This window comes from Streptomyces changchenzhani (assembly GCF_039766235.1).
GTDB lineage: Bacteria > Actinomycetota > Actinomycetes > Streptomycetales > Streptomycetaceae > Streptomyces.
Genome location: NZ_JBDHNH010000001.1, coordinates 542,037 through 559,027, shown reverse-complemented (window position 1 = coordinate 559,027; position 16,991 = coordinate 542,037). Strand labels below are relative to the sequence as shown.

At 65.8% G+C, this 16,991-nt stretch carries 19 protein-coding genes, 1 tRNA gene and 2 pseudogenes; 16 read left to right on the top strand and 6 right to left on the bottom strand.

The features are described 5' to 3' along the window. Positions 1-652: 652 nt before the first annotated feature. Entirely contained in the window at positions 653-1,102 is a 450-nt protein-coding gene (locus ABCR94_RS02740) for a helix-turn-helix domain-containing protein (RefSeq protein ID WP_347117328.1), read from the top strand. Positions 1,103-1,143: 41 nt separating this feature from the next. Next, on the top strand, positions 1,144-1,629 hold the full coding sequence (locus ABCR94_RS02735) for a PIN domain-containing protein (protein ID WP_347117327.1): 486 nt from the start codon (positions 1,144-1,146) through the stop codon (positions 1,627-1,629). Positions 1,630-1,657: 28 nt separating this feature from the next. Here ABCR94_RS02735 and ABCR94_RS02730 read toward each other — a convergent pair whose 3' ends face one another. Continuing rightward, on the bottom strand, positions 1,658-2,524 hold the full coding sequence (locus ABCR94_RS02730) for an IS3 family transposase (RefSeq protein ID WP_347118397.1): 867 nt from the start codon (positions 2,522-2,524) through the stop codon (positions 1,658-1,660). Positions 2,525-2,574: 50 nt separating this feature from the next. Continuing rightward, positions 2,575-2,904, bottom strand: a complete 330-nt coding sequence (locus ABCR94_RS02725) for a transposase (protein ID WP_347116874.1) — start codon at positions 2,902-2,904, stop codon at positions 2,575-2,577. Between the two features lie 714 nt (positions 2,905-3,618). Here ABCR94_RS02725 and istA point away from each other — a divergent pair. The 4 genes and pseudogenes from istA to ABCR94_RS02705 form a co-directional block, all read left to right on the top strand. Further along, the gene (gene istA, locus ABCR94_RS02720; RefSeq protein ID WP_521976416.1) at positions 3,619-5,094 is read left to right on the top strand and encodes an IS21 family transposase; all 1,476 of its coding nucleotides are present in this window, start codon (positions 3,619-3,621) and stop codon (positions 5,092-5,094) included. Between the two features lie 502 nt (positions 5,095-5,596). Further along, positions 5,597-6,052, top strand: coding sequence for a hypothetical protein (locus ABCR94_RS02715; protein ID WP_347117326.1), 456 nt, complete (start codon positions 5,597-5,599; stop codon positions 6,050-6,052). A gap of 76 nt (positions 6,053-6,128) precedes the next feature. Then, on the top strand, positions 6,129-6,962 hold the full coding sequence (locus ABCR94_RS02710) for a transposase family protein (RefSeq protein WP_347117325.1): 834 nt from the start codon (positions 6,129-6,131) through the stop codon (positions 6,960-6,962). A 101-nt stretch (positions 6,963-7,063) separates the two neighbouring features. Beyond that, positions 7,064-7,561, top strand: a pseudogene (locus ABCR94_RS02705) (ATP-binding protein); the annotation flags it as partial. A 382-nt stretch (positions 7,562-7,943) separates the two neighbouring features. Here ABCR94_RS02705 and ABCR94_RS02700 read toward each other — a convergent pair. Further along, positions 7,944-8,276 (bottom strand): hypothetical protein, encoded by a 333-nt coding sequence (locus ABCR94_RS02700; RefSeq protein ID WP_347117323.1) that lies wholly within the window; start codon positions 8,274-8,276, stop codon positions 7,944-7,946. 35 nt (positions 8,277-8,311) lie between these two features. On the opposite strand from ABCR94_RS02700, the gene ABCR94_RS02695 reads away from it, so the two are divergent. Next, positions 8,312-8,497 (top strand): hypothetical protein, encoded by a 186-nt coding sequence (locus tag ABCR94_RS02695; RefSeq protein WP_347117322.1) that lies wholly within the window; start codon positions 8,312-8,314, stop codon positions 8,495-8,497. Between the two features lie 93 nt (positions 8,498-8,590). Here ABCR94_RS02695 and ABCR94_RS02690 read toward each other — a convergent pair whose 3' ends face one another. Then, complete coding sequence (locus ABCR94_RS02690; protein WP_347117321.1) at positions 8,591-8,728, bottom strand: hypothetical protein; 138 nt, start codon at positions 8,726-8,728, stop codon at positions 8,591-8,593. A gap of 242 nt (positions 8,729-8,970) precedes the next feature. Between ABCR94_RS02690 and ABCR94_RS02685 the strand changes: the two genes are divergently transcribed. The 7 genes and pseudogenes from ABCR94_RS02685 to ABCR94_RS02660 form a co-directional block, all read left to right on the top strand. Next, the gene (locus ABCR94_RS02685; RefSeq protein ID WP_347117320.1) at positions 8,971-9,276 is read left to right on the top strand and encodes a hypothetical protein; all 306 of its coding nucleotides are present in this window, start codon (positions 8,971-8,973) and stop codon (positions 9,274-9,276) included. 163 nt (positions 9,277-9,439) lie between these two features. After that, positions 9,440-10,075: a DUF5819 family protein gene (locus tag ABCR94_RS02680; protein WP_347117319.1), complete on the top strand. Its 636-nt coding sequence runs from the start codon at positions 9,440-9,442 to the stop codon at positions 10,073-10,075. Next, the gene (locus tag ABCR94_RS02675) at positions 10,072-11,151 is read left to right on the top strand and encodes an HTTM domain-containing protein (protein WP_347117318.1); all 1,080 of its coding nucleotides are present in this window, start codon (positions 10,072-10,074) and stop codon (positions 11,149-11,151) included. Before ABCR94_RS02680 ends, ABCR94_RS02675 begins: the two co-directional genes overlap by 4 nt. Positions 11,152-11,192: 41 nt before the next feature. Beyond that, positions 11,193-12,695 (top strand): serine hydrolase domain-containing protein, encoded by a 1,503-nt coding sequence (locus ABCR94_RS02670; protein WP_347117317.1) that lies wholly within the window; start codon positions 11,193-11,195, stop codon positions 12,693-12,695. Positions 12,696-12,771: 76 nt separating this feature from the next. Beyond that, entirely contained in the window at positions 12,772-13,173 is a 402-nt protein-coding gene (locus ABCR94_RS02665; protein ID WP_347117316.1) for a thiol-disulfide oxidoreductase DCC family protein, read from the top strand. Between the two features lie 547 nt (positions 13,174-13,720). Further along, positions 13,721-14,086 carry a transposase family protein gene (locus tag ABCR94_RS39015; protein ID WP_521976439.1) on the top strand — a complete coding sequence of 122 codons (366 nt, stop codon included), beginning with the start codon at positions 13,721-13,723 and terminating at the stop codon, positions 14,084-14,086. Between the two features lie 7 nt (positions 14,087-14,093). Continuing rightward, a pseudogene (locus tag ABCR94_RS02660) lies at positions 14,094-14,300 on the top strand (helix-turn-helix domain-containing protein); the annotation flags it as partial. A gap of 63 nt (positions 14,301-14,363) precedes the next feature. Here ABCR94_RS02660 and ABCR94_RS02655 read toward each other — a convergent pair. Next, positions 14,364-14,437 (bottom strand) — tRNA-Gly (locus ABCR94_RS02655). Between the two features lie 455 nt (positions 14,438-14,892). On the opposite strand from ABCR94_RS02655, the gene dcd reads away from it, so the two are divergent. After that, a complete protein-coding gene (dcd, locus tag ABCR94_RS02650; RefSeq protein WP_347117315.1) occupies positions 14,893-15,468 on the top strand; it encodes a dCTP deaminase in 576 nt (191 codons plus the stop codon). 8 nt (positions 15,469-15,476) lie between these two features. Then, positions 15,477-15,980 (top strand): phosphoribosyltransferase, encoded by a 504-nt coding sequence (locus ABCR94_RS02645; RefSeq protein ID WP_347117314.1) that lies wholly within the window; start codon positions 15,477-15,479, stop codon positions 15,978-15,980. 82 nt (positions 15,981-16,062) lie between these two features. Here ABCR94_RS02645 and ABCR94_RS02640 read toward each other — a convergent pair whose 3' ends face one another. Further along, positions 16,063-16,974: a Yip1 family protein gene (locus ABCR94_RS02640; protein ID WP_347117313.1), complete on the bottom strand. Its 912-nt coding sequence runs from the start codon at positions 16,972-16,974 to the stop codon at positions 16,063-16,065. Positions 16,975-16,991: the final 17 nt, after the last annotated feature.

The following is a 16,991-nucleotide window of genomic DNA, read 5'->3' as shown; positions in this document are numbered from 1 at the left end:
GATGTGCCCGACCGTGTCCTGGAAGTCGTGTGTGCACGTTGGGGACATGTCCACCCGACAGGAAGCTCCTACCTGCTACTGGGCAGTGCTGCGAAAGGCATCGGGCACGGAGCCGGCACGCGGTACCTGATCCGGACCAGACAACAACAAAGCCCCGGGCCGATGGCCTGGGGCTTTCTCGGGAAACTGATGGAGCGGGTGACGGGAATCGAACCCGCACTCTGAGCTTGGGAATCAACCGGTACTTGGTCACGTGTATAGCCTCTGACCTGCGGAAGCGCGTGCCGATGACCTCGTCCTGACTGCTTCGTCAGCCCCTTTGGTGACCGCTGTTTACCGCCCCTACTGGCACGTTGTGGCACGCCTTCCGTGCGGCGTCAGGGGAGACGTCGGTCGGGAGGGGAATCGCACCCGGCGCGGTGGTGGGGCTCGGCGGGATGCCCGGCCGTGCGGGCGTCAGCTTGGCGTGCCGCCTGCCACGCATCCGCTCTGAGGGCCTCGCCAGGCTGGTGGGCAGCAGAGCCGGGAAGGGGGGGGCAAGTCGCTCCTGTACGCGCATGGGGCTCGCCTTCTCCACGGTTGCCCACGCCGGACCATCCGGTTACAGTTATTGCAGATGTATTCTTCGTCGGGTCAGTGATTGGAGGCGGTCATGGCTCGTTCCAGCGTTCTTGCCCGTGCTGAGAGGGTCGAACCGAATCCCTCGCACCAGGGCGCGCTTGCCGCGACTGCCCGGATGGCGCCGGAGTCGGTCGAGGTGTTGGTGCGCACCCCGGATGGCGGCGAACTGGCACTGCCGGGGGAGTTGGTCCGCATTCTTCTGGCGTCGGCCGGTGAGCTGGCCCGCGGGCACGCGGTTACGGTCCTGGCGTCCGAGGTGCATTTGTCGCCCTCTGAGACCGCTGAACTTCTGGGTCTGTCCCGGCCGTTCGTCGCCCGCTTGCTTGATGCTGGCGACATCCCCTCGATGAACCTGCCTGGCAGTAGTCACCGCGTGGTCCGCCTGGCGGACGTGCTGGCATTCCAGCAGCGGCGTGAGGGCCGCAGGGAGGGGCGGCGTCAGATCGCCGATGCCTTGGAGGGCGCCGACCTGCCCTATTGATGTGGGTGTCACCGGCAGCCGTGAAAGGGAAGAGGGGGAGCGTGGCAGCGCGGGTCTTTGTGGACACCAATGTTCTGTTTCCGTTCTCGGTGATGGACGTGATGCTGGCCCTCACTGAGGACTCCATCCACGAGATTGTTTGGTCCGAACGGCTGCTCGCGGAGTGGGAGCGGATCATCGTCCGGGAGGGAAGATGTTCGGCGGAGTCGGCTGCCGCGGTTGCCCAAGCCGTCCGACGTTTCTTCGCCGACGGTGAGATCGCGGCGGAGTTCTATGGACCCCTTGTGGATGAAATGCCGGGCGATGACCCCGACGACCGGCACCATGCGGCGGCAGCGGTGGCCGCCGGGGCCGACGCGCTGATCACATGGAACCTTGCCGATTTCCCTGCCGGTGACTTGGCTGAGCGTGGAGTGCGGGTGATCGACCCGGATTCGTACCTGTGCGGGCTGTATCGCGAGTTGCCGCATGAGGTGGTGGAGACAGTCGTCAGGCTTGTCGGAGAGAAGCGCAACCCGCCAGTCTGAGGTTCCCCCGGTGTGCGGGAGGTGCTGATCAGCTGGTCAGGATGGGTTGACGTGGTTTCAGGTTCGCTTGTTCGGTCGTCGCCTGGTTGGCGTAGTGCTTCTCCTCGAACTCGATGGGACTGAGGTAGCCGAGGCGTTTCTGGATGCGTCGGCTGTTGTAGAAGCCGTCGATGTACTCGAACAGCGCGAGGTTGGCCTCGGCCCGGGTGACGAAGACGCGTCCGCGCACGCACTCGGTCTTGATCAGCATCCACAGATTCTCCGCGAGGGCGTTGTCGTAGCTGTCGCCCACGGACCCCATCGACCCCTCAATACCCGCACGTACCAGCCGTGTTGTGAGCTTGATGGACGTGTATTGACAGCCGTGGTCGGCGTGATGGATCAAGGTGCCGGGCACGGGCTCGCGGCTGGCCAGGGCGTACTCGAGGCAGGACAGGACCAGGTCGGCGTCCGCGCGGGCGGAGGTCTCCCAGGCCACCACCCGGCGGGAGAAGGCGTCGCGGATCGCGGAGAGCCACAGCGGTCCCTCACCCGTGGGGATCATGGTGAGGTCGGTGACCCACAGCCGGTTCGGCACGGGAGCGGTGAAGTCCCGCTGCACCAGGTCCGGGGCGAGCGTGGCCGTCGGGTCGCGGCGGGTGAAGCCCTTGCCCGTGCGGCGTGGGCTGAGGCCCGCCAGATCGGCCTCGCGCATCAATCGCTCGACCCGCTTGCGGCCGATGGCCACGCCCTCGCGCTTGAGCACGGCATGCACGCGGGGCGAGCCGTAGATCCCGCCGGAGTCGGCATGGATCTCCTCGATCTTGGTCGTCAACTCCGCGTCACGGCGGCGGCGTTCACACGGCTCCTTCTCCTGCCGGCGCCAGCGGTAGTAGGTGGACGAGGGGACGTGCAGTTCCCGGAGTACGGGCTCGACACCGAGGTCACTGCGTTCGCTGAGGAACGTCAGTACCTGCGCCGGGTCGTGTCGAGTTCCTGGGCGAAAAAAGCCGAGGCCGTGCGCAGGATCTCGTTCGCCCGGCGCAGTTCCTTCACCTCCCGCCGCAGCTGGCCCAGCTCGTCCTTCTCCTCGGTGGTCAGCCGGTCGTCGCGCTCGCCGCGGTCGGCCTCGGCCTGGCGGATCCAGCCGCGCAGTGCCTCCGGGTGGACCCCCAGCTCAATGGCCAGGCGCTTGATCTGGGGCTTCGGCTCGGCGGTGCGATACATCCGCACCGCACGCTCACGCAACTCCAGCGGATATTTCCTCGGAGCGGCCATGGTCAGAGTTCCTCTCATGAGAACCATCTGACCCGCTGTCATCGCCCTCCGCATCTCGGGGGAACCTCAGTCATGATCGCCGATGCCATCGCCCGACTCGCGAAGGCCGGCCTACCTGGCTTCGCCGACCTCCTGACGCGGCACCTCGGGAGCCGAATGACGTGATGTGGTGGCGGGTGGTGCGAAGGTGGCGCGCGGCGCCTGACCTGATCCGGACACCAAAGAAGCCCCGGCCGCTGGCCTGGGCCTTTCTCTTTGGAGCGGGTGACGGGAATCGAACCCGCACTCTGAGCTTGGGAATCACCCTGAACTGCGACTGACAAATGGCCTCTGAGCTGGGGCGATAGTCACTTGCAGCCCTTCGCTTAGGACTCTGGGGAAGCCCCTGGTGACCGCTGTTTACTGCCCCTGCTGGCACGTTGTGGCACAGCCCCACGTGCGAAGTCCGGGGAGACGGACTCTCCTGCTCAGCTTTGCGGTTGGCTCCAGCTCGGCATGGGGCTCGTAGCCGCGGCCAACCACGGGGCGTGACGGCGGCCGTGGCAAAGTCCAGATGTGCGGCCAGCCGAGTCCAGGCTGATGGCCACCGGAAGTCCAGGTGGATGGCCGTCTGACCAGTGGTGTTCCTGATCACTTCCTTAACTGGAGGAGACCCCTCCGCCCGTTTGCTGGTGTTTGCACGCATCAGCTACCGGCCGGAGAGGTCCTGTGACGAAGTCTGACACGGAGATTATGGAAATCCTTGAGGCGTACGACCTGACCGGGACGGTCTGGTCGGCGGCGACCTTGACGGGGCACGACCCGAAGACGGTCAAGAGGTATGTCGAGGCCCGCAACGGCGGGCGCAATCCCTATGAGCGAGAGCCGCGGCCGAAGATGATCGACGCGTTCGGGGAGAAGGTCGAGGAGTGGGTCGAGCAGTCGAAGGCGACGATCCGAGCCGATGTGGTGCACGAGAAGCTCGTGAAGATGGGCTACCGGGGCAGCGAACGCTCGACGCGGCGGGCGGTGAACGCGGCGAAGAGCGCGTGGAAGGCGGGCAAGCGCCGCACGTACCGGCCGTGGATTCCCGAGCCGGGCCGGTGGCTCCAGTTCGACTGGGGCGAGGGTCCGCGCATCGACGGCCGTCGGACCTGGTTGTTCTGCGCGTGGCTGTCCTGGTCGCGGTTTCGGGTCGTGATCCCGGTCTGGGACTGCACGTTGGGCACGCTGGTGGCCTGCCTGGACACCACGCTCAGGCGGATCGGCGGGGCGCCGACCTACGTGCTGACCGACAACGCGAAGACGGTGACCGTCGAGCACATCGCCGGGATCCCGGTACGTCATCCGCAGATGGTCGCCGCGGGCCGGCATTACGGCTGCCAAGTGGTCAGTTGCGTGCCCTACGACCCCGAATCGAAGGGCGGCGCGGAAGCGACGGTTCGTATCGCGAAAGCCGACCTGGTGCCCACAGATGCGAACCTGCTGGCCGCTTACGACACCTTCTCCGAGCTCGCCGATGCCTGCCTGACCTGGTGCGATGCGGTGAACTCGCGCCGCCACCGGGCGACTGGGCAGATACCTGCGGACCGTCTGGACGTCGAACGCACCACGCTGCACGTCCTGCCCATCGAGCCGCTCGCGCTCGCGCTGGGCGAGGAACGGCTGGTCGGCTCGGACCGCACTATCAGCTTCAACTCGGTGCGCTACTCGACCCCGCCGGGATATACCGGCGCGAGGGTGTGGTGCCGGGTGGTCGGCGAGGAACTGTCCATCACCGCCCGCACCAACTCCGGTGATCTCTCGGAGATTTGGCGCCACGAGCTCTCCACCCCGGGTGTTCCGCAGATCATCGACGAGCACTACCCCGACCATCCCGACGGACGCAGCATCCACCAGCCGAGGCTGCGGCCCCGCTCGGAAGCGGAGATCGCGTTCGTGGGCATCGGCCCCGGAGCCGGGCGCTGGCTCAAGGAAGCCGGACCCGCCGGCGCCACCCGCATCCGCGCCAAGATGGCCCGCGCGGTCGAGCTGGCCGCCGTCCTGGGCAACGACAGAGTCGACCAGGCCCTGGGGCTGGCGGCCACAGCCGGGCGCTTCGCCGACGACGACTTGCTCTCGATCCTGGGACACATCGCCGACAGCAAGCCCGCCGGAGAGGTCGTCCGCGCGGACGAAGCCCACTCCGTCCAGAACGGAACCAGTGGCTGGCAGGCCCTGGGCCGCTGACCCAACACATCACCCACCAGCGAATCCTGACCGAACGTCTCATAAGAGAACGGCACCCCCATGAGCTTTCCCAACCCGCCCGCGATCCCCGAGGAACTCGACAAGCTCATGCGCCGCATGCGTCTGCCCTATATGCGCAAGGCGGCCCCGGACGTTCTGGCCACCGCCCGAGCTCAACGCTGGGACCCTGCCGAGGTGCTGCGGCTGCTGATAGCCGAGGAGGTCACCGGCCGCGACGCGGCCACCCGGCGCCTGCGGCGCCACTCGGCGAACTTCCCCACCGGCAAGACCCTGGGCTCCTGGCGGGCCGAGGACTCCACCATCCCCGAACCCACCCAGAGAAGATCCGCCAACTTGAAGTCGCTGGTCGGAGGGCTTCCGTGCTGTCCGTTCGGGGTGCTCGCGCTGGTCGCGGGCGGCAGTCTGAGCTGTAGATCGTCTGGCAGGGCGGTTTCGCCGGTTCCTGCCCGCCGCTACCGGTGCGCCTTCTACGATCCGGGCCATGGTGGATCCCGAAACGCTGGAACGGATCGCCGCGCGCCGCGCGGAGCTGGACGTGCTCGAAGAACAGCTGGTCAAGCAGCTTCAGGAGGTACGAGCCGAGCGGGACGAACTCGCCGTCGCGCTACGGGTCCTGGAACGGCTGAGCGAGCGGATCACCCAGGAGCATGCTGCGGCCGCACCCGTATCCGCCCAGGTGGGCGGCCGGACAGTGTGGATGATCCCCGGCCGTGAGCCGGGCCTTCAGGAGGCGGCGCTGCCGCCGGAGTACCAGCGCATCCTGACCGTCGTACGCACAGCCGCAGGCCCGGTCACGGTCCGCCACGTCGGCGAGGAGCTGGGAGTGGAGGTCACGGTGAAGGGCAAGCTGGAGCCGCTGCGCGGGAAGCTGAGGAAACTGTCCGACCGCGGCTGGCTGCACAAACGCCCCGACGGGAAGTTCAGCGTCCGCCCGTGACCCGCCGTGATGCCGGCCGACCCTGGCCCCGCAGCCAGGCCGTAACTGCGATGCCCCCGGCGGCCGTTGAGATTGTGTGAGCAAAAACAAAGAGCACGCCGAGAGCACCGTTTCCCTTGTCTACCAGTGCCGCCTGTCGCTGTCCACACGGACCGTCAACCACCTCGCCGACCTGCTCAGGCGCCATCTGAAGGCGATACGTTCCCGTTGGCGGGCCCGAACGCCCGGCAAGATCGCGGTGATCGTCCTTGCCGTGCTCCGGCACGATCAGCGTCTCGCGGACATGGCCGGAGGCAACGACCTCTCCGCCACCACCATCCGGCGCTGGCGCGACGAGCTGATCGGCCTGCTCGCCGGGCAGGCCCCGCGCCTGGACCGCGCCCTGAAGAAGATCGCGAAGCGGGGCGGCGAGGTCGTCCTGGTCGACGGCACCCTCATCCCCACCCAGCGACGCACCGGGAGGGCGAACCGCCCGAACTACTCTGGCAAACACCACCGCCACGGCCTACACTTCCTCGCCCTCACCGACGAGAAGGGCCGCCTGATCTGGATCTCGGCCGCCCGGCCCGGCCGCACCCACGACATCACCGCCGCCCGCCGCGACCACCTCCTGGCCCACCTCCGCACCGCCGGCCTCGGCGCCCTGGCCGACCTCGGCTTCCTCGGACTGGACGACGATCCGGACGACCCCGTGGTCGTCACCGGCTTCAAAGCCACCCGCGCCCGCAAGCTCAACAGCGGCCAGAAGGAGGCCAACCGGGTCCTGGCCGCCGGACGCGCCCCCGTCGAACACGGCTTCGCCCACCTCAAGAACTGGCGCACGCTCACCAAGCTCCGCACCGACCCCGCCCGCGCCACCCACCTCCTACGCGCCCTGCTCGTCCTCACGAACATCGAGGTCCACCGGTGACAAACGATCTACAGCTCAGCCTGCCGCCCGCGACCAGCGCGAGCACCCCGAACGGACAGCACGGAAGCCCTCCGACCAGCGACTTCAAGTTGGCGGATCTTCAGAATTCCCTCACCACCCTGGAATGGATCGGCCGCGCCGAGAACTTGGTGATCGCCGGCCCGTCGGGGACGGGCAAGAGCCACTTCACCGAGGGCCTGGCCCAGGCCGCGATCGAGAAGGACATGCGGGTGTCCTGGTTCACCCTGGAGACGCTGAGCACCGCGATCGGCAAGTCGAAGGTCGACGGGTCCACCGCACGGACCGTCGCCCGGATCTGCCGGGCCGATTTGATTGTCATTGATGACATTGGCCTGCTTCCAGTCGGCGAGGACGCCGCCGAGGCGTTCTACCGGATCATCGATGCCGCCTATGAGCGCCGTTCTATCGCGGTGACCAGCAACATTCATCCCTCGGGCTTCGACACGATCATGCCGAAGACTCTCGCGGGCGCGAGCACCGATCGCCTCATGCATCACGCTCACCTCGTGACCACCTCCGGCGACTCACATCGCCTCGCTGAGGCCCTCGCCGGGAAGGGAGTGGTCCCCTTGAACTGACCCCCCACCCCAGGAACACCACTGGCCACACGCCTGGGTTTCTGATGGCCACCAGCCTGGGCCTCCAACGGCCACCTACCTGGGCATCTCAATGACCGTTGACAGGGCGGTCTCTCGGCGGGGCCCTGCTCTCCTGGCCTGGAGGTCCAGCAGGTGCACACGACACCACCGGCTTCAGGTCGGTGGCGCCAGCGTGAGGTAGGGCTGTCAACTGCTCGCCGGCGTGTCGGCGCCAACGAGTAGAAGGCCCTCGGCCTGCCGTCTCCCCGCGCCTGTCTTGGGAGGCGGAGGCCGCCCCTTTCCCGTGCCACTGACTGCGATGATGCAGCTGGGGGCACACGGTTCGCCTGGCGTCGGACAGGGGTCAGAAGGCCGGGGTTTGTTACCAGTCGGTGAGGTCCACCACGTAGCGGCAGTGCGGGTCGTCCACTCCTTCGAGTGCCCGCCATTCCTCGTCGAGAATGGAGGTCAGTACCGCCAAGAGGGCGGTCAACGCTCCGCCTGGCTGAACCTCGGCACCGATCACTCCAGGGACCTCGTCGCTGTCCATGTACAGGCGCAACGGCCCCCCTTCCTGAAACAGGAACCCGCGAAGACGGGTGCCATGCCGTTCCTCGGCCGGGCGGCCCAGCACTCGCAGCAGGGTGGCCACCCAGTCATCCGTGGTGAACGGGGCTTCCTTCAATCGCGTGGGATCGACCCGGTAGAGGTCCATCCCATTACGGAAGTGACCGCGTCCGAGGGGTAGATGTGTGTGCCAGTGTGAACGGCGCGGAGCAAGGCGACGACGTCGTGCGAGGTACGCAGTTCTTCGCCCGCGCGGAGGGGAATCTCGTACGCGGTCAGCCGGGCCGGTGTGCATTCGCCCCTGTCGCCGAGGGCGACCCGCACGGCTGGTGCCCCCGACGGGGCGGGCAGGACCCCCGTACGTACTGATCCTCGAGAAGCGGTGCGTATACGCGGTCCAACAGGAGGCTCGCTACTTCCACCTGAAGATCTGCGATCTCGTCGCCTTCGTTGCTCGCCAAGTCACTCATTCACCCAGTTTGGACACTTCCGCATGCCTTTGCAGTACGCGGTGATCACTCCGACCACTTGTCCCTGGCTCACGTCGTACTTGCCGTCGTCCGCCTTTCGCGCGAACCGGGCCTTGACGATGATCGTCACTACCCCGTACCTCGGGTTGCGCGACGCCTCATCACCCCAACCGAAACAGCGAGGCTAAAGAAGTAATGGATGGTTGACTTCACAATCACATCCCTATCGTGTGCCGTGGATCACTAGATGATCATGAAGTGCCACATCCTGTGTATGCTCATGATCGCTCGCACCTGAGGTGTTGGGCATCACATATTCTCATGGGGGTTTACGTGCGGAAGTTTCACGCACTCACAGCAGGCGTTGCCGGGTTGACCGTCGGCATCGTTTTCGCTTCGTCCGCATCGGCTGATTCGGATCCTGTTCCGACGGAGACGACGGCTGTCGCTTTTGCGGAAGCCGGTACCGGGCCGGAAAAGGTGGTAAATGCCGGCGTGCAGCCCCTCGCCTGGGCTTCCATTGCAAAGAAAGCGGCCGGCTCCTTCGCCGGCAGCGCCGCATACGACTACATCAAGGCTTCCAACGCCATTCCGCAAAGGAAGGGCCGAGCATTCAAGCGGGGCGACGTGGGTGTCGACTTGCAGAGCGACGTAAACCTGTCACGCTCCTTCGACTAATCTAGGGATTCTAGCATCAGTGGCGGGCATGGTTTCTCCGTGCCCGCCACACGGGGAAGATGAGCAAGAAGTGACAGAAGACTTCACGAGCCGAACTCTTATGAACTGGAGCAGAGGCCGACGGTCTGCTCTGTCTTTGATAGGTGTGCTAGTTGCAGGTGCGGTGCTGTTTCATTTCAGCATGACAGCGCTGCACCATACACCTTTCAATCCGATCCGTGAGCAGCATGACGATAAAATTCAGGCATACATGTCGCCGTACTTCCAGCAGGACTGGCATCTCTTCGCTCCGGAGCCGGTAACAGAGGATTCTGGGTTTCTGATCCGCGCGCAGCGGTCGCTTCCGGATGGGGCGGTGGTGACCACCAAGTGGGTGGATGTCACTACGCCGCATATAGACAAACTGCATCGGCAGCGCTTCTGGCCGTCCCGTGTTGAACGTCTGGCACCTGCTGTGCGCCAGCGCCTCGATGGCTGGCGCGACCCGCAGCTCGAGGAGTTGCGTCGCGAGGACAACCCGCCCGGATCCAAGGGCCCCGCCAGGGCGGATGCTACGGCGGAGCCCGTGCCTCCTCTGGCGCCGAGTGAGCTTGCCGGACGTGACAGCGCACTTCTGTACGCGCGTGCACTCGCGAGCGCAGAGGCAGCCAAACTGTGGGGCGGGAGCCTCCGCTCCGTGCAGGTACGCATCGTGATAAACAAGTACCCTCGTTTTTCTGAGCGCGCAATCCGGGCCAATAGAGGCAAGGTTTCCTACTATGACCTTGCCTGGATGAAGCCGCTGAAGGTCTCACGATGAATTTTAATGACATACTCGTAGGGATACGTTCGGCTGCGTATCGTGCGCAGTTCTTTTTCTATGCTCAGCTCGATGACCTCAGCTTGAATCGCCGCGCTCTCATCGGGAGCGCACTTGCACGCATTCTGCTGGGTGCGCTCGGATTTTACCTCTATGCCCGAGACTATATGGAACGGGTATATCTGTGGGGCCCTGACGGATCGTGGCCCTGGCAGAGTTTTGCTGGTGCAGAGGAAGGTATCTCCCTCTACGCGGTGAGCAAGTCGGATGTGTGGTTCGAGCTTATTTTCCATCTGGGCATGCTGGCAGCTCTGCTGTTCATGCTGGGCTGGAAGACGCGTGCCATGAATATCCTGCACTATGTTTTCCTGTGGTCGCTCCATCAAAGGAACCCTGTTCTGCTCGATGGCGGGGACAACATCATGGTCATCGTTTTGGTGTTCTTCATCTTCGTCGACTCGGGCTCCCGTTTTTCGCTGGACGCTCGCAACGGGAAGCAGAAGGCCGTTGAAGACCGGCAGTCGTTGCGCTATAGGTCTGCTTCGCTCCTTCATAACGCCGGTATCCTGGCCGTGATCCTGCAGGTCTGCATCGTCTACCTGGTATCAGGAATGTATAAAGTGCAGGGCGAACGGTGGCAGAACGGGACTGCTCTCTACTACATTCTCCGGGTGAATGAATTCGGATGGCCCGGTGTGAACCGGTTCATTTACGAGAGCGCAACCCTGGTAGTGGCTATCACTTACGCAACCGTCTTCTTCCAGCTCGCGTTCGCCTTCCTCCTGCTGAACCGGCGCTGGCGACTTTTTGCGGTGGCCGGCGGTATTCTCATGCACCTGGGAATCGCCTTCCATATGGCTGGGCTCATCAACTTCTCCCTCACCGTGGTGGCAGTCGAACTGGTCATCATGGGAGATGCTCACTACCGCCGTCTGTTCCGAGCGGCCCAACGCCTTCGTGGGCAGCCAGAAATGGCGGCCGCGAAGACGGACCATCTTCCGGCGCCGCCGCCTGCGGACGTCACGGACGAAGCCGTCCCGTTGGCCTCGTCGCCCCCTGTCCTCACTGCCAAGTGAGAAGTCGCAGCATGCCGCTGGGCGGCGCAGGAACGAGTTCCGTGCGGCCGTTCACCACGCTGGTGCGGATCAGGGTGTTGGCCGTGACGGTACTGCTCACCATCTGCGTGGGTACGGGGGTTCACATGGCCCCCGCACCCGCGCGGCTGGGAGGCGCGACAACGGGAGACAGGAACCTGGCTGCCCAAGTGCGCGACGCTGCTGGCGACGGCCGCGGCTTCCGGGGCCTCTCGGTGGCCGTCGTGGATCATGGCACCTTGCGGTTCGCCGGGCTGGGCGACTCGGGCAACCGCGCGCACAGCGAGATCGACGCATCAACCGTTTTCGAGGCGGGCAGCATCGGGAAGCCCATGACCGGCATGCTCCTGGCCGCACTCGAGGACAAGAAGATCCTGGACCTCAGTACACCCCTGAAACAGATGCTTCCCGACAGCGGTTTCTCCGATCCAGCAGTCGCCGACGCCACCCTGGAAGACCTCGCCACCCATCGCGCCGGTCTGGAGAAGATGCCTCCAGGCTTGCGGATGACGGGCCGCAACATGCGGCTGCTGCTCCTCGGCCAGGACCCCTATCGTGGTCTGAACGACCGCGATGTCCTCAACGCGGCCGAGGCATCCTCGGCGGGAAGCCCCGGCACGTACCGCTACTCCAACCTCGGCATGGCCCTGGCCGGTTACACGGCGGCGCACCGAACGGGGCTCCCGTACACCGAGCTACTCGCCACGAACATCTTCGAACCGCTCACGATGCGGGACACGCGCATCATGCACAGCGGCGATCCGTTTCCATCCAACGTCGCCCACGGTCAGCAGGCTACTGGTCCCTCCACTGAGCACTGGTACGCCTCGGGATATACCCCGGCGGGTGACATCTGGACGACAGGGCAAGACCTCGGCCGCTTCCTGCGTGCTGTCATCCAGAAGACCGCGCCCGGGGCTCGCGCCGCCGTGCCCGCCCATGCTGCCGGGCCGGGAGGCCGAACCGGCCTGGGCTGGCTCACCAGCACGGTCGGCAAGCGCGACATCACCTGGCAGAACGGGGCAACCGGGGGTTTCACCTCCTACCTCGGTTTCGATCGCACCACCGGGCAGGGAGTCGTGGTGCTGTCGAACACCGACCGCTCCGTAGACGCCATCGGCCAGCGGCTACTCGGACTGCCAACAGCCCCGTCCCCCACCGACATCACCCCTGCCGTGGGAACCATGATGGGTTCCCTCGGCGCTCCTGCCCCTTTGCTGGCGGTCCGGCTGAGGCGTAGCACCCCCGCGCCCCGCCGGCGCGCACTTCTGTGCCTCCACGCCTTCTTCGGAGCAATCACACTCTGGCTGACCTGGCGCCTGGGAGACTGGCTGACTCTTCCCCCTGCGCTGTGGGCCCTCGGCGCCGGAGTGCTGATGTATGGGCTCCTCTCCGGCGTCACCCGGACCGACATCCGCTCTACAACTGAGCAGAGCGTGCAGACCAGCGCGGTCATCCGAGTGGCATCGCGAGCCACCGCAGTGTGGGCAGCAAGCCTGGCCGCACTGCTTACCACACAGCTGTAGAACGCCGCGCGAAAAGACAGCTCACCCCAGCAAGTCATCGAAGGCGCCGCGCCGTGCGCCACGAAAGCGAGCCACCATGACAAGCCAGCCGACTCTGCTCTTCGACGGAGACTGCGGTTTCTGCAGCAGAACAATTGACCTCGCCAAGCGCTGGATCCAACCACGGGCGCAGTGCACCCCCTGGCAGTCCGCAGACCTCCCCGCTATGGGCGTCACGGAAGAGAGGGCCGACCGCGAGATTCTCTGGATCAGCCCGGACAGCGGCACGATCTGGGGCGGGCCGCGCGCGCTGGCCGCCATGCTGAAGAGCGGGCGAAGGCGCTGGGCTTGGCTCGGGATCATCCTCGTCTTACCGCCCGTCAGTTGGGCCGCACACGCTGCATACCGGGCCATCGCGAGAAACCGGCACCGTCTGCCCGGCGGCACAACCGCCTGCTCGCTCCCCGCCCACCTGCGGAACACCCACAGATCACCTTGAACACAACAAGGCCCCGACGAAGCTCCACCGTTGGGCATGACCGGCCCAAAGCGTTCGTAGAGGGTGCTCTATGGACCTTTGCCCGCATTTGACGTGCTGCGCCCGGCGCAACCACTGGAGATTGGTCCGGTTTGCGCGGCCCCCGAACTCCATGGCCCGGTGCTCCGTGAACCGTGAAACCTATGGGGCTCACGATTGACATCGCAGACGCATTCCAGTCGGGGCGAAGCGTCCTTGCAGCTCGTAGAACACCCTCTCAGCTGCTTCTGCTGCCTTCGCTCACGTTGCCAGCTCGCATGCGAGCAATGACAGCTGCGGCGATGGCTGCCGCGAACAGGAGCGCTACAACGCCATATGCCGCCCGCAGCCAAGTGGGGCGCTCGTCACCAGAAAAGGTAAGGAATGCGAACCAGAGCGTTCCCGCCAAGTACCCAAGCACCTGGACAGCTGGCGAAACCTGCCTCGCACCTGAACGCTTCTCCACTGACACAGTGTCTCCCCCGATGATCTGACTCTTACGTGTTGATCTTCGCAGACCGCCCATGCACTGCCGAAGTCGGCCCCCGGGCGGAGGCTGCGCTCGCGCCGCGGGCGCTACCCGCCGGCCGCAATCGTGGCCCTCGCGGTGTGCGCCCTGGCCGCTGCCGGTCACGACGGCATGACCGCGATCGGCCGATGGGCCTCCCGCACCTCTCAGCAAGACTTCACCGATCGGGGCATTCCCGCTGATCCGCTGACCGGGATCCGTCCCATTCCCAGCGAGTCGTGCATCCACCGGCTGCTTGCCCGGCTGGATCGCGAGGCGCTCGCTGCCGCCTGCGCCGTCCCGGCATCAGCCGCGGGCACCACCCCTTGCGCCAACCCGCAATACCCCATGCCTTCACACGGACCGCACATGCCGCGATGGAGGTGATCCACGCATGGCTGACCGTCTGCTCACCGCGGACGAGGCCGCCGAGCGCCTGGGGACCGACGTGCGGTTCGTCCGACGCCTTATCCAGGAGCGTCGCATTCGGTACGTGAAGCTCGGCAAGCCCGTCCGCATCCCGGAAAGCGCCGTGGCCGCGTATATCGAAGAGCGGTTGGTTCCGACTCTCCGCGAGGCGCAGGCCCGCACGCGGAGGGCACGGCCGGCGATGAGAGGTCCAGACAACAAAGAAGCCCCGGGCCGATGGCCTGAGGCTTTCTGATGGAGCGGGTGACGGGAATCGAACCCGCACTCTGAGCTTGGGAAGCTCATGTTCTACCACTAAACTACACCCGCGCGGCAGGCCGTTGACCGGCGCTGCATCGTCGCACACTCTACCCCATCCCGGCCTTCCGGTGCATTCACCGCGGGGCGGCTCCAGTGTGCCCGGGGTGTGCGGGAGAGTGGAGTGCGGGCGTAGCGTGAGGGTCGGAGTGCCGCCTGGAGTGGCGTCCTGTTCATCCCCTAATGTGGCTTTCTCGTCCACGCTTTTTTGGGGAAGGGACTTGAGGACTTGATGGAGTCGACCGTCGTCCGCTGTGCCGAAGGGCACGTGTTCAGCACCACATCGTTTCCGCTGCAGCAGCTCGGCGCGGGCCGGATCGGGCCCGGACGGCTCGTCCGATGTCCGCGTTGCGCCCGGCTGAGGCACGCCGTTCCCGTGGGGTCCGAGCAGCGATAGCGCTGTGCGTGGGAGGCGCGCGGGGCTGTCCGATTGGGGCGGGCCCGTGCGCTCTGCGTATCCTCGGTGCGTGCTTCTCTCAGACAAGGACATCCGGGCCGAGATCGACGCCGGACGCGTACGGATTGATCCTTACGACGCATCAATGGTGCAGCCCTCCAGCATCGACGTGCGGCTCGACCGCTACTTCCGGGTGTTCGAGAACCACCGCTACCCCCACATCGACCCCGCCGTGGAGCAGACGGACCTGACCCGGCAGGTCGAACCTGAGGGGGACGAGGCGTTCATCCTGCACCCCGGTGAGTTCGTCCTCGCTTCGACGTACGAGACGATCACGCTGCCCGACAACCTTGCCTCGCGCTTGGAAGGCAAGAGTTCGCTGGGGCGGCTGGGTCTGGTGACGCACTCGACCGCGGGGTTCATCGACCCCGGGTTCTCCGGTCACGTCACGCTGGAGCTGTCGAATGTGGCGACTCTGCCGATCAAGCTGTGGCCCGGGATGAAGATCGGGCAGCTGTGCATCTTCCAGCTGAGTACGTCCGCCGAGTTCCCGTACGGCTCCGAGCGGTACGGGTCGCGTTACCAGGGGCAGCGCGGGCCGACGGCCTCGCGGTCCTTCCTCAATTTTCATCGGACACAGGTGTGATACCGGGTATGAGCGACGCAGACGTACGAGAGAACCTTACGTACGACCGGTTCGGGCACGCGGTCCGCGAGCTCGCGCAGACCATCGCCGACGACGGGTACGAGCCCGACATCGTGCTCAGCATCGCCCGCGGCGGGGTGTTCGTGGCCGGTGGGCTCGCGTACGCGCTGGATGTGAAGAACATCCATCTCGTCAATGTGGAGTTCTACACCGGCGTAGGGACCACGCTGGAGATGCCCGTCATGCTGGCGCCCATGCCGAACGTGATCGACTTCAGCAACAAGAAGGTGCTGATCGCGGACGACGTCGCCGACACCGGCAAGACGCTGAAGCTTGTGCACGACTTCTGCCTCGACCATGTCGCGGAGGTCCGCAGCGCGGTCGTCTACGAGAAGGCGCACTCGCTGGTGAAGTGCGAGTACGTGTGGAAGCGCACCGACGAGTGGATCAACTTCCCCTGGAGTGTGCGGAAGCCCGTCGTGCGACGCAGCGGGCAGGTTCTGGACGCCTGAGTAGCGACGAATGACATGAAGAATGACAGGAAGAATGGCAGAGGGCCCCGGCGCGGACTACGCGCCGGGGCCCTCCTGTTCGTCAGATCGTGCCCAGCTTGATCAGCGAAAGCAGCGCGATCAGCTGGATCGCCGACGCGCCCAGCGCCTTCGGCCACGGCAGGTCGTGCGACTTGCTCACCATCAGGGTGAACAGGGCGCCTGCCGCGACCCAGGTGGCCCAACCGAGCACCTGCACCAGGGCGTTCTCGCCGCCGAGGAACATCGCGAAGAGCAGCCTCGGCGCGTCCGTGATCGACATGATCAGCATCGAGAGGCCGATGGTCGGCTGCCAGGAGCCGGTGCCGCCGAGCTGGCGGGCGAGGGTATGGGTGACCGCGCCCAGGACAAGACCGCAGATGATGAAGGCGACGCCGGTCGACAGCACGATCGGGATGGCGTTGGACAGCGTCGCGTTGATGACGTCTTCGCGCGCCTTGTCGAAGCCGAAGACCGCGAGCATGCCGTAGATGAACGTCACGACCAGCGCGGGGCCCCACACCGGGTAGTCGCGCATCTGCATGAACGTCGGCCCCGGGCGCATCACGATGCCGCTCAGCAGCTGCTTCCAATGCAGACGCGGGCCCGAGGGCGGCGCGTTGGTGTGGGTGTCGCCGCCTCGGTAGGTGTTGCCGTCGCCGTAGGGGTCCTCGTTGACGCTGAACGCCTGGGTATGGCCCGGGTTGTTGTTGGCGTACGGGTCACCCCCCGGGCCGCCGTGCGGGGGCGGCGCCTGCCGGCCCGGCCGGCCGCCCTGGTACGGGTCGCCGAAGTATTCGGGCTCGTCCTGCTGCCCGCCGTACTGCGGTGCCTGCGGCCACTGCTGCTGGCCGTACGGCTGCTGCTGAGGCGGCGGTGCCGCCTGCTGCTGCCCGTACGGCTGTTGCTGCTGCCGCTGCGGTTGTTGTCGCGGGGTGCGGTTGTCCCGGCCGCGTCCGATCCTGAATCCAGCCACGTAATCGAACGTACCTG

Coding starts and splice junctions, on each gene's coding strand:
- ABCR94_RS02740 (WP_347117328.1), top strand. CDS start 653: ATGGCTCGTTCCAGCGTTCTTGCCCGTGCTGAGAGGGTCGAACCGAAT.
- ABCR94_RS02725 (WP_347116874.1), bottom strand. CDS start 2,904: ATGAGAGGAACTCTGACCATGGCCGCTCCGAGGAAATATCCGCTGGAG.
- istA (WP_521976416.1), top strand. CDS start 3,619: ATGGAAATCCTTGAGGCGTACGACCTGACCGGGACGGTCTGGTCGGCG.
- ABCR94_RS02715 (WP_347117326.1), top strand. CDS start 5,597: ATGGTGGATCCCGAAACGCTGGAACGGATCGCCGCGCGCCGCGCGGAG.
- ABCR94_RS02700 (WP_347117323.1), bottom strand. CDS start 8,276: ATGGACCTCTACCGGGTCGATCCCACGCGATTGAAGGAAGCCCCGTTC.
- ABCR94_RS02675 (WP_347117318.1), top strand. CDS start 10,072: ATGAATTTTAATGACATACTCGTAGGGATACGTTCGGCTGCGTATCGT.
- ABCR94_RS02665 (WP_347117316.1), top strand. CDS start 12,772: ATGACAAGCCAGCCGACTCTGCTCTTCGACGGAGACTGCGGTTTCTGC.
- ABCR94_RS02645 (WP_347117314.1), top strand. CDS start 15,477: ATGAGCGACGCAGACGTACGAGAGAACCTTACGTACGACCGGTTCGGG.